This window comes from Armatimonadota bacterium (assembly GCA_035527535.1).
In the GTDB taxonomy this organism is placed as follows: domain Bacteria; phylum Armatimonadota; class Hebobacteria.
In genome coordinates, this window is the sequence record DATLAK010000021.1 from 1 (window position 1) to 11246 (window position 11246).

Consider the following 11246-nt stretch of genomic DNA (forward strand, 5'->3'; position numbering starts at 1 on the left):
CACGCAAGCCCTGCCCGTGCGACGTCCTTCGGGAGAAGGATGTGTGCCTATGCGCCGGGGAGCGCCTTGAGCCGCAGGCGCCGGTCGCCGATGGCATCGCCCTCACCCGGCTGGTCAAGAACACGGGCTGCGCGTCAAAGATTCCTCCCGCCGACCTGGAGCGCGTCCTGTCGCGCCTGCCCGCGGTCAGCGACCCGCGCGTGCTGGTCGGCGCCGGCGCCGGCGACGACGCCGGGGTCTTTCAGGTTTCGCCGGACCTCTGCCTGGTGCAGACGGTGGACGTCTTCGCCCCCTGTGTTGACGACCCGCACCTATTCGGTCGCATCGCCGCCTGCAATTCGCTCAGCGATATCTACGCCATGGGGGCGACCCCGTTGACCGCCCTGTCCGTGGTTGGCTACCCCGTCCATACGCTCAGTGATGAGTGGCTCTATCGGATGCTTCGCGGCGGCATGGATGCCCTCGCGGAGGCGCAGGTGGCGCTTATCGGCGGCCACAGCATCAACGACGAGGAGATCAAGTTCGGGTTCGCCGTCACTGGGGTGGTCGAGCCGGCCGCCATCGTCACCAACGCCGGGGCGCGGCCCGGGGACGCGCTTATTCTGACCAAGGCCCTGGGCACCGGCATCATCTGCTTCGCCGCTCAGGTGGGGCGCGCATCAGAGCAGGCGCGCGCCGTCGCCGCCGCGACCATGGCCACCTCGAATCGCGTTGCCGCGGAGGTGATGCGACAGGTAGGCGCTCACGCCTGCACCGATATTACCGGCTTCGGCCTGCTCGGCCACCTTGCCGCAGTGGTGCGCGGAAGCGGCGTGACCGTTGAACTATGGTGGGAGGCGGCGCCGGTCCTTCCCGGCGCCCGCGAATATGCGGCCCAGGGGATCGTGGGAGGTGCCGCCGAGCGCAATCGCGAGTTCGCACAGCATCTGGTCGAAGCGCCGGGGGCGCCCGAGTGGGCGCTGGACCTTTTCTATGATGCGCAGACCTCCGGCGGCCTGCTGATGGCGGTCGCCCCGGACCGCGCCCAACAGGCCGTGGCCCAGCTCCGGGGCGCCGGCTGCGCGGAGGCGGCGATCATCGGCACGGTGCGTGAGCGCTCGAAAGGTAGGATCGTGGTGCGCGAATGCCATTCGGATGCGAACGTTTTCTCGGCTGGCGGCGACTCGCAGCCTGGCGATGCCGGCGCCGCTCGGCTGCCCGGCGCGCCGGCACCCGCCGAGTGCTGCGCGCCTGGGACTGCGGCCGCAGCCGGGGCGGCGCATGGCGCCTTCCAGCAGTTCATGGCCGCCGTGTTCGCCCCCGGGGCGCTCGACGTCGTGCAGAAGGAGCTGACGACCATCGCCCTCTCGGTCGCCGTGCAGTGCGGGCCATGTCTCGAGCTGCACCTTGGCAAGGCCCGCGCCATGGGCATCTCCGCCGAGGAGATCGAAGAGGCGGCGTGGATGGGCGTCGCCTTCGGCGGCTGCAAGGCGATGATGTTCTGGCAAGAAAGGTCGCGCGCACAGGGAACATAGACTAGGAGCCCTGGCGTCTAACTCTCCGCAGGGGCGGCGCGCAGCGGCGGCATTCGACGCGGCCTACCTGTGTCGGGCGATGATTGGCCATTGCTGTGCATGTCAAGCGCGGATGAGACCCTCTATCATGGTTGGTGGCTGTACAAATTGAGGACCGGAGAAGCAGTCTTGGCGGAGTGAGAGGAGGCGCGGAGCCGGGATACCGCAGAATGGGACTGTTGCGCCGCAAACGAGAGGGCGACATCGTAGGGCAGACGGATGAGTAGCTATCAACCCGGAACGGATGAGTGCTTATCAGGCTACGAACCGAACGGCGCAGTCGTATGGGGGCCTGTCCGCGGGACACGGGCAGCTTCTCGGAATAGAGGATTCTGACATTGAAACGTCGCATGTTGAGGTAGGCAAGCGGAGGTATCCGCAAAGCATGCGGATTCCCCCAATTTGATGGGGAATCCCGACTGGAGCGGGCATGACCATGGCGAGGCTGAGGTTGGCGTCAGGAATGCTGGTGGTGGCGCTGCTGGCTGGGCTGGGTCCGGCTGGGGCGACGGAGAATGATGCCGTTTACACCCGCATTCAAGTTTCGCCGGGCAACGTCGTCTACGTCCAACTGTGGCAGCGGGAGATGCGGTTGGCGACGTCGGTCGCCGCGCTGCAAGTGGCCTCGCCGGTTCAGCCAGTGCGATCCTTGCCATCGGCGGTGATCTTCCCGTCCGTCGCTCTTCCCGTGGCGTCCCGCGCGCTCCCTCGGGGCTGGTGCGGGGCCAGAGCCGCGATCACCTTCCTGCGCGGAAGTCTTCGACCATCGGCGCAGGCGGGCGCCCACTGGCTAGCGCAGGCAAACATCGGGCCGTGTCTACGGGATGCCCAGGGCGCGGAATGGGCGTACCTTTACAACTATGACTTGATTGAGACCGCACCGCGCCCTGAAGCCGCACCGACCTGGGGCATTCCGGGGCCCTCGGCGTTCAAGCTGACGGTGGTGCCGAAGGTCGCCGGACGCAGCGTCTACATCGGTCTCCGGGTGACCTCGGGTGACGCGACGGTTACCGAGATTGAGAGGGATGGGAAGAAAGCGGAAGTCGCAAAGGTCGTCCTGCGCGACCCCCACGGCGCGACCACGCTGGCCAAACGGTTCAAATTGAGTGACCTTGGCTTTGGCTGAGGGGGCGCGCCTTGCTACTCCGTGCGAGTAGCCACCAAGGGAAGCTACAAGTGCAAAGCTACTGTGGATATCGGGCCTGCAGGCTCGCCTCTCACCGGAACCGCCATGGTGACGGTGCGGTAGGCGGGCGCCTGATACACAGAGCTACGTCTGGACGCGGCCGCAGCGCGGCCACCGCTGCGGCCGCCCTCATGGCTGCGGCACCACTTTGCGGGAGCGGTTGGGTTCTGGTGGACCTTGCCGGGCTTCAAACCCGGTGTGGGGCCCTAATCAGGTCTTGGGTGGGTTCGATTCCCACACGCTCCCGCCACCCCCTGTATCGCGCAATGCGCCCCACAGAATCACGCAAGAGCGAGGAGACGGGCGGTGACCACCAACGCGAATGATATCTTGCAGGAGCTGGCTCGCATGGTTGTCAACATGGACGAGCAAGGCGCGGTCGCGACGGCGCATCGCGCGCTCGAGCGCGGGGTTGATCCTTACGTCGCCATTACCGAGGGCCTTTCCGCAGGCATGCGCGAGGTGGGGGAGCTCTACGACCGCGGCGAATACTTTGTACCCGAGATCCTCGTCTGTTCCGACGCGATGTATGCGGCGATCGAGGTGCTCAAGCCCCACATTAAAGCAGCCCCCGACCGCACCCCGGTCAGTGTCATCCTGGGCGTGATCGAGGGCGATATCCACGACATCGGCAAGAACATCGTCAAGATCATGCTCGAGGCCGCCGGGTTCGACGTGCGCGACCTGGGGCGTGATGTCAGCGCCGACCGCTTTGTGGCTGCCGCGCAGGAGGCGGGCAGCGGCATCGTGGGCATCTCGACGCTCATGTCCACCACTCTGAAGAACATGACCAATGTCATCCAGGGTCTGTGCGACGCCGGCCTGCGACAAAGCTTCGGGGTCATGATCGGCGGCAGCCCCACCTCCGCTGCCTTTGCCAGGCAGATCGGGGCGGACGGCCACGGGCGCGATGCGAAGGACGCCGTCGAGCTGGCGCAGGCTCTGGCTGGGAGGTTACCATGGCGCAGGACCGGATGAGCCCAAAGGAGCGCTTGAACGGCTTTCTGACCGGGGGGCATCTCGACCGTTTCCTCTGCGTGCCGCTGGTGCTCAATCATGCCGCGCGCATGTCCGGCGTCAAGATCGGCGCTCACAACCGGGACGGCCGCATCATGGGGGAATGCCATGTCGAGGCCTACCGCCACTACGGGCAGGACCTCATCACCATCTTCTCTGATACCGCGGTTCTGGCCGAGGCGCTGGGCACCGAACTGCGCTACCCCGACGACGACGTTCCCCGCGTAGAGCGACCGGCGGTCACCGATCCCGATGATCGCAGCCGCCTAAGGCCCGCCGCAGCGGATTCAGGGCGCCTCGGGGTGTGCCTCCAGGCCATCGGCACGGCGGTCGCGGCGGTAGGCGATGAGGTCGCGGTGAGCTGCTGCTTCGCGGCGCCATTCACCACCGCTGCTTGTCTGCGCGGGACCGATCAGATAGCGCGTGACCTCTACCGCAACAAGGATCTGACGCACGAGCTGCTGCGTATGTCGCTCGACCTGGGCAAGCGGTTCGCTGATGCGGTAATTGATGTTGGCGGGGTGCCGGTGGTGGTTGATCCAGTGGCGACCGGCAGCGTGCTCGGCGAGGCCCACTTCCGTGAGTTTGCCCTACCGTATCTGCAGGAGCTACATGCGCACATCGCGCAACGCGGCCTGCCGGTGGTGTTGCACATCTGCGGGCAGACCAGCCGCATCCTCGACGCCATACTCGAGGCGCGCGCAGCCTTGCTCAGCCTCGACGATATCCCGATGGCGGAGGCCCGCGACCGCGTGGGCGACCGCGTCGCTCTCATGGGCAACGTGCGCCCCGCCCAGACCTTGCTGCAGGGCACACCCGAGGACGTCCTGCGAGAGGTGCGCGCCTTGTGCGCGATCGGCCGCCAGTGCCGCGGGGGCTTCGTGCTGGGCAGCGGGTGTGAAGTGCCCATAGACTCACCGGTCGCGAATGTCGAGGCGATGCTGGAGGGTGTGCGGCAGTACGGAAGCTTCGACTGATGCGCCGCCGACGCGCACGGCACCGCCGATGACTGTCATTGGCACCGCGCGCGAGCGTCTGCTGCGCGCGTTGCGCGGCGAGCGCGTTGACCGCGCCCCCGTCATCTGCCCCGGCGGCATGATGACCATGGCCACGCGCTCGGCCATGTGCGCCAGCGGCGCTGCCTGGCCCCGCGCCCACTCCGACCCCCACGCCATGGCCGACCTCGTGCGCGCGACCCAAGCCGAAACCGACCTGGAGTGCCTGGCGGCGCCCTTCTGCATGACGGTGGAGGCGGAAGCGCTCGGCTGCCGCGTGGACCTGGGCGCCGACAACGCGCTGCCGCACGTGGAGGCGGAGGCGTTTGCCGACCCCGCGGGGCTCGAGCGGTTGCCGGCGTTCGACGCCGAGCGCTCCGGGCGCGCGCCGGTGGTGCTCGCGGCTTTGCGCCTTCTCGCCGCCGGGCGCTCAGGCGAGCCGGTCATCGGCGCCGTGGTCGGCCCGGTAAGCTTGGCGGCGATGGTCATGGAGGCAGGGGTGTTCCTGCGCCTCGCCCGGCGCGATCCGCCGCGGGCGCAGGAGATCGTCGCGGCGATGGCGCGAGTGACGCTTGCCTTTGCCGTCGCGCAGCGCGCTGCCGGCGCCGACTGTGTCATGATCGCCGAGCCCACCGCCACGGGAGAGGTGCTGGGCGCTCGCCACTTCACGCACCTGGCGCTGCCCGCGTTGACCCGCCTGCTGTCGGTGTTGCGCGACAGCGACGCAGCCGCTATACTGCACATATGCGGCGATGTGCGGCCGCTGCTGTCTGCGCTGCGCGTTCTGGCGCGGCGCCTGCCGCCGCTCGCGCTGAGCGTGGACTCGATGGTGAGCGGCGAACTGCTGCGGCGCGAGCTGCCCGGCTGCGTACGGGTGGGCAATGTGGATGCGCTGCTGCTGGAGCGCGGGCCGGTGTCGGCGATTGAACGGGCGGCCCGCCGCGCCGCGCGGGATTTCGACGTGGTGTCGCCGGCGTGCGGCCTGGCGCCGACCACACCTGCCTCCCATTTGCGGGCGCTGGTGCACGCGTCCCGAGACCATGAGCGAACATAACCACCGGCCTGATATCGGCAACTCGGGGGCGCGAGCCCGGGTGCAGTTGTTTTCCCTCGTCCTGTTCAACAGCTACTTCCTCGCGCCGCTGGGCAAGTATCTGTGCGTGCCGGTGCTTAACTGCTACTCATGTCCGCTGGGCACCGTGGCCTGCCCCATCGGCAGCATCATCTCCTTCGGCCTCGTGCGCGGCATCCCGTACTACATCATCGGCTCGCTCGGTGTGGCGGCGGTAGCCGGCGGCCGCGCGTTCTGCGGCTGGGCCTGTCCGTTCGGCTACCTGCAGGACTGGCTCCATCGCCTCCGCACTCCCAAGTGGCGGCTACCGCGCGCGGCGAACGGCCTGAAGTACGGGCTGCTCGTGGTTCTGGTGATTGCGCTGCCGCTGGCGCTTGGCGGCGGCAAGGCCCAGACCGCCTCCGAGCGCATCGCCTCCGGGAGTTCCCGCGCCGTGGACTACTGCGGCATCGTCTGCCCCGCCGGCACGCTGGAGGCCGGTGTGCCCCTGCTCGTCTCCAGTCGCCAGGCGCGCACGGATATGTCCTTGCGTACCTGGAGCAAACTGGCTATACTGATCGCGGTACTGGGGCTGATGATCGTGTCGCGGCGCGGTTTCTGCCGGGCGCTGTGCCCACTGGGCGCGCTGATGGCGCTGGGCGCGGGCGCTTCGCTCCTGCGCCTGCGTACCGACCCCGTCAAGTGCACCAAGTGCATGCGGTGCGCGAAGGTTTGTCCCACCGCCAGCCGCAGCGTGCCTGACACGCCGGGGGGCCGGGAGGCCTCGGCGGAGTGCGTGCTCTGCCTGGACTGCGTCCGCAGTTGCCCGGCAGGCGACGCCCTCGGCGCCACCTTCGGATCGCGACCCATCCTCACCAGTCAGGGAGCAGACTGTGCGCGATAAGAGATACCTGGTTCTGGGGCTTCTCCTGCTAGCAATGGTGGGAGCCGTCATCTACGGCGTGCACATGGGCGACGCCCTCTACGTGTTTCGGAACGCCTCCGATTTCTGTTTCACATGAGCGGGACAATGACCGCGCGTGCCGCGGTCTCGGCTCCCCGCCACGGAGGAAGTTGCTTCAGTGCTACGCAAGCTGCCCCGCGTTGACGACCTCCTTGCGCAGCCGCTCCTCGCCGAGGCGGCGCCGGAGGCGCCGCGCGCGCTGATCCGGTGCGCCGCGCGTGCCGCGATTGCCGACGCCCGCGCGCGGCTGCGGGCCGGCGCGCAGTCCCCCGACATTTCCGCCGAGGTGCTTGCCGCTCGCGCCGCCGACATCTTGCGCCGCCAGGTCGCCCCCAGCCTGCGCCGCGTCATCAACGCCACCGGCGTCATCCTGCACACGGGCCTGGGGAGGGCGCCGTTGGCAGCGTCCGCCGGCGCGGCGCTGGCCGAGATCTCCTGCGGCTACTGCAATGTTCAGGTGGACCTCGAATCGGGCGACCGCTCCCAGCGCGAGGACCACGTACAGTGGCTGCTGCAGGAGCTCACCGGCGCGGAGGCGGCCCTGGTCGTCAACAACAATGCGGCCGCCACCGTGCTCGCCCTCAACACCCTGGCCGGCGGGCGCGAGGTCGTCCTGTCGCGCGGCGAGCTGGTGGAGATCGGCGGCGCGTTTCGCATGCCGGAGATCATGGCGCTGGCCGGCTGCCGCCTAGTCGAGGTCGGCTGCACCAATCGCACCCACCTGCGCGACTACCAGGCGGCCATCACCCCGGAAACCGCGCTGCTGCTGTGCGTGCACCAGAGCAACTACCGCCTCCAAGGGTTCACCTCCCAGACGCCGCTGGCGGAGGTGGCGACGCTGGCGCGTGCGCACGGGATCATGTGCGCCCATGATCTGGGCAGCGGCGCCCTGCTTGACCTGCGTCGGTTCGGGCTGCCGCACGAGCCCACCGCGGCGGAGAGTCTGACCGCCGGCGCCGATGCGGTCTTCTTCAGCGGTGACAAGCTCTTGGGAGGGCCGCAATGCGGCATCATCCTGGGCCGACGCAAGCCCCTCCAAGCGATGCATGAGAACCCTTACTACCGCATTTTCCGCGTGGACAAGCTGACCCTCGCGGCCCTCGAGGCCACCCTGCGCCTCTTCCTCGATGCCGAGCGCCTGCCGCAGAAGCACGCCCTCATGTCCGTCCTCACGCGCCCGCTCGATGAGATCCGCGTCCGCGCGCAAGAGTTGGCGCGCCGCATCGCCGCCGACTGCGGGGAATGGCTCGTCGTCGAGGCAACACCCGGTGAGTCGCAGGTCGGCGGCGGCTCGCTGGCTGGACACACGCTGCCGACATTCGTCGTGAGCCTTCGTCCGGCCGGTTCGCGCGGCGGAGAGTCAGGGCTTTCGCCTGGCGATCTCGCCTGGCGCCTGCGTCAGGGCGAGCCGCCCATCGTCGCCCGCATCCACGAGGACGCGGTGTTGCTCGACCTGCGGACGGTGCTGCCCGATGAGGACCAGCTGGTCGGCAAGGCCCTGGCCGCAGCCTGCCGGGCGCTGCCTACGTGAGATGAACCAGGAACGCCACGTCGTTTTCGGCACCGCCGGTCACGTTGACCACGGCAAGTCCGCACTTGTCCGTGCCCTCACTGGCACCGACCCCGATCGCTTGGCCGAGGAGAAGGCCCGGGGGATGACGATTGACCTCGGGTTCGCTTTCTTGCCGCTCCCCCAACTCGCCGAGCCGGCGGCGATCGTGGACGTGCCGGGGCACGAGATGTTCGTGCGCAATATGGTCGCCGGCGCCGCTGGCGTGGACGCCGTTCTCTTTGTCGTCGCCGCCGACGAGGGCGTCATGCCGCAGACCGTCGAACACCTCGACGTGCTGCGGTACCTCGGCGTTACCGCAGGCGTGGTCGCGCTTACCAAACGCGACAAGGTGGGCCCGCAACGCATTCGCGGAATTGCCGCTCAGGTCTCGAATCTGCTCTCGGGATCACCCCTGCACGCCGCGCGCATTATCCCGGTGTCCGCGGTCACCGGCGACGGCTTGCCCGAGCTGCACGCCGAGCTGGCGCGCATCGCCGGCCAGGTCGCGACCCATTCGGCGGAGGGTGTCTTTCGGCTGCCGGTGGACCGCGTCTTCACGCTCAGGGGCGTCGGCACCGTCATCACCGGCACCGTCATCTCCGGTGTGCTGCGCGCCGGCGAAACCGTGACCTGTCTGCCGGCCGACCGGCAGTTGCGCGCCCGCGGGCTGCAGGTGCGCAACCAGGCCGTCCCGCGGGTCGTCGCGGGGCAGCGCGCGGCGGTGAACCTGGCCGACGTGTCCAAGGAGGAACTTCGGCGCGGCGACGTGCTGGTGACGGCGGGAGCGCTTGCCTCGACCTTGATCGCCGACGTCCGCCTGGCACTCTCTTCGCAGGCCCCGCGCGCCCTCGCCCAGCGCACGCGTGTCCGCGTCCACCACGGGACCGCCGAGGTCATGGCACGGGTGCTGCTGCTCGAGGGCGACGCGCTGGCCCCCGCCCAGTCGGCGCTCGTGCAGTTGCGGCTAGAGGCGCCGCTGGTCGCGGTAGCGGGTGACCGCTTCGTCGTGCGCTCCTATTCGCCCATGCAAGTGATCGGCGGCGGTGTTATTCTCGATCCGCACGCACCCAAGCGCCGCACCGCAGCCGGGGCAGCCGAGGTCGCCGACCGCGAGCAACTGCCGCTCCCGGAACTGGTGGTGGAAGCCCTCGACCGCGCGGGCGCGTCCGGGGCGGCCCTCGACGGCCTCCGAGTCACCCTCGGCGTCTCTGGGTCCGCCTTGCAGTCGGCGCTCAACGAACTGACCGCGCAGGGGCGCGCTGTCGGCGGCCGACGCAACCGCTGGTTCAGCGCCGCCGCAGTGCGCGACATGGAGGCCGCGATCACCGCCCGGCTGGCCGCGCTCCATGCCGGCGCGCCGCTGAAATCCTTCGTGCAGCTCAATCGCGTCACCTCGGTCGCCGCGCCCACCGCTGAGCAGCGCGAATGCCTGCGCTTGGCGCTCGAATCGCTGGTCGGTCGCGGCGCTGTCCTCCTCGCCAGCGAACGGCTGCGTCTAGCCCGGTACCAAGTGCAGTGGGCGGGGCGCTTCGCCGCCGCTCGGGAGAAGATACTGGCCGCCTGCTCCGCAGCCGGCATTGTCGCGCTGTCTATCGAGCAATTGGCCGCAGCCAGCGGGCTCAGCCGGCAGGACACGCAGCAGGTGCTCGATGCCCTGGTGGACGCAGGCGATCTGCGTCAGCTCGCCCCGGGAGCGCTGGTGCAGAGCCAAGCGCTGGCGCGCTCGCGTGAGGCGGTGCGGAAGTTTCTAGCGCTCCGGCACACGATGACGGTCGGTGAGGCACGCGAGTTGCTGGGGGCGTCCCGCAAGCACCTTCTGCCGTTCCTCGAATGGCTCGACCGTGAGGGTGTCACCTTGCGTCACGGCGACGTCCGGGTGCTGCGCCCATCCCCCGCCAGCGGCAGTGACGCCTGACAGCGTATGGGCGGCGCATTGAGAGGCGAAGCTTGCCCGTCCACCATGTGTCCTTGTCAAGCGTCAATGGAACCGGCGCGCGGCGATCGGTTTCTGTAGGCCGGCGCCCGCGCTGTCCAGAGACTCATCCGCCTTGCTCATGGCGCGGGGACGGTGATCGTGCTATCCTATGCCTCTGCCGGGATCGTGATCTGAGGAGGCGCCGGGATGGCCAGGAAGCGCGGGAACGGGGTCGACTGGATGGGACTGCCGATGATTGCCACGGTGGCGCGGCTGCTGTGCCGGGAGCTGACGCTGGAGAATGAGTACCTGCGCCTGGAGAATCGGATTCTGAAGGAGAAAGCGCAGGCCAATGGCCGCCTGCGCTTCACGGATGAGGAACCGCGGTCGTTGATGGAGGCGGCGCTGGCGATGGGGCGCTCCCTGATGAAGGAGGTGGTGAGCATCGTCAAGCCCGAGACGATTCTGGCCTGGCAGCGCCGCCTGGAGCGGAAGAAGTGGGACTATAGCGCGCGGCGCACGCGGCCGGGGCGACCGCGGACGCCAGGCGAGATCGAAGCTGTGATCTCCCGCCTGGCCCGAGAGAACGCCTGGGGCTACCAGCGCATCCGAGGGGAACTGCTGAAGCTCGGCATCCAGCGGTCGCTGGTGCACGATCTGGATGTTACGTTGCACTGAGCCGGCCTGGAGATCGTCAAAACGCCGTTTCGCGCCCCCGACGCCAATGCCCATGCCGAACGCTGGGTGCGGAGCGTGACGGGAGAGTGTCTCGATCAGCTCATCCTGTTCGGCCTGGGAAGTCTGCGGAGAACCCTTGCCTGCTATCGCGACTTCTCCAACTACCACCGGCCGCATCAGGGGATTGGCAACCAAATACCGGAGCGCTTGGCAACGGGAGGCCTCCCCGTGCTTCCCGCTGCGCTGACCGCGCAGCGCCTCGCCGTCGCCCGCGAGCAATTCCTCGGCGGCTTGCTCAACTCGTATTATCGCAGAGCAGCCTAGCTGACACGGAC

The 11246-nt window shown here is 68.7% G+C and carries 11 protein-coding genes, 1 tRNA gene and 1 pseudogene; all 13 read left to right on the forward strand.

Annotated elements, in window-relative coordinates; genetic code table 11:
• Positions 1-95: 95 nt before the first annotated feature.
• Positions 96-1088 (forward strand): annotated as a pseudogene (gene selD, locus VM221_01075) (selenide, water dikinase SelD).
• Positions 1089-1280: 192 nt separating this feature from the next.
• Complete coding sequence (locus tag VM221_01080) at positions 1281-1514, forward strand: carboxymuconolactone decarboxylase family protein (protein ID HUT73411.1); 234 nt, start codon at positions 1281-1283, stop codon at positions 1512-1514.
• Between the two features lie 502 nt (positions 1515-2016).
• On the forward strand, positions 2017-2679 hold the full coding sequence (locus VM221_01085) for a hypothetical protein (GenBank protein ID HUT73412.1): 663 nt from the start codon (positions 2017-2019) through the stop codon (positions 2677-2679).
• Between the two features lie 212 nt (positions 2680-2891).
• A tRNA-Sec gene (locus VM221_01090) sits at positions 2892-2989 on the forward strand.
• Between the two features lie 56 nt (positions 2990-3045).
• Entirely contained in the window at positions 3046-3717 is a 672-nt protein-coding gene (locus tag VM221_01095; protein HUT73413.1) for a corrinoid protein, read from the forward strand.
• A complete protein-coding gene (locus VM221_01100; GenBank protein ID HUT73414.1) occupies positions 3699-4733 on the forward strand; it encodes a uroporphyrinogen decarboxylase family protein in 1035 nt (344 codons plus the stop codon). The genes VM221_01095 and VM221_01100 overlap by 19 nt, the downstream gene beginning before the upstream one ends.
• A 28-nt stretch (positions 4734-4761) precedes the next feature.
• Positions 4762-5805 (forward strand): uroporphyrinogen decarboxylase family protein, encoded by a 1044-nt coding sequence (locus VM221_01105; GenBank protein HUT73415.1) that lies wholly within the window; start codon positions 4762-4764, stop codon positions 5803-5805.
• Positions 5792-6706, forward strand: a complete 915-nt coding sequence (locus tag VM221_01110; protein ID HUT73416.1) for a 4Fe-4S binding protein — start codon at positions 5792-5794, stop codon at positions 6704-6706. Before VM221_01105 ends, VM221_01110 begins: the two co-directional genes overlap by 14 nt.
• Complete coding sequence (locus VM221_01115) at positions 6696-6824, forward strand: hypothetical protein (protein HUT73417.1); 129 nt, start codon at positions 6696-6698, stop codon at positions 6822-6824. The genes VM221_01110 and VM221_01115 overlap by 11 nt, the downstream gene beginning before the upstream one ends.
• Positions 6825-6884: 60 nt before the next feature.
• On the forward strand, positions 6885-8297 hold the full coding sequence (selA, locus tag VM221_01120; GenBank protein ID HUT73418.1) for an L-seryl-tRNA(Sec) selenium transferase: 1413 nt from the start codon (positions 6885-6887) through the stop codon (positions 8295-8297).
• A gap of 1 nt (position 8298) precedes the next feature.
• Positions 8299-10233: a selenocysteine-specific translation elongation factor gene (gene selB / locus VM221_01125; protein HUT73419.1), complete on the forward strand. Its 1935-nt coding sequence runs from the start codon at positions 8299-8301 to the stop codon at positions 10231-10233.
• A gap of 207 nt (positions 10234-10440) precedes the next feature.
• Positions 10441-10911 (forward strand): hypothetical protein, encoded by a 471-nt coding sequence (locus tag VM221_01130; GenBank protein HUT73420.1) that lies wholly within the window; start codon positions 10441-10443, stop codon positions 10909-10911.
• A 12-nt stretch (positions 10912-10923) separates the two neighbouring features.
• Entirely contained in the window at positions 10924-11235 is a 312-nt protein-coding gene (locus VM221_01135; GenBank protein HUT73421.1) for an integrase core domain-containing protein, read from the forward strand.
• Positions 11236-11246 lie beyond the last annotated feature (11 nt).

What these genes read in the sequence shown, in the direction of transcription:
- VM221_01080 (HUT73411.1), top strand. Translation starts at nt 1,281, where the DNA reads ATGGCCGCCGTGTTCGCCCCCGGGGCGCTCGACGTCGTGCAGAAGGAG.
- VM221_01105 (HUT73415.1), top strand. Translation starts at nt 4,762, where the DNA reads ATGACTGTCATTGGCACCGCGCGCGAGCGTCTGCTGCGCGCGTTGCGC.
- VM221_01085 (HUT73412.1), top strand. Translation starts at nt 2,017, where the DNA reads ATGCTGGTGGTGGCGCTGCTGGCTGGGCTGGGTCCGGCTGGGGCGACG.
- VM221_01100 (HUT73414.1), top strand. Translation starts at nt 3,699, where the DNA reads ATGGCGCAGGACCGGATGAGCCCAAAGGAGCGCTTGAACGGCTTTCTG.
- VM221_01110 (HUT73416.1), top strand. Translation starts at nt 5,792, where the DNA reads ATGAGCGAACATAACCACCGGCCTGATATCGGCAACTCGGGGGCGCGA.
- selB (HUT73419.1), top strand. Translation starts at nt 8,299, where the DNA reads ATGAACCAGGAACGCCACGTCGTTTTCGGCACCGCCGGTCACGTTGAC.
- VM221_01130 (HUT73420.1), top strand. Translation starts at nt 10,441, where the DNA reads ATGGCCAGGAAGCGCGGGAACGGGGTCGACTGGATGGGACTGCCGATG.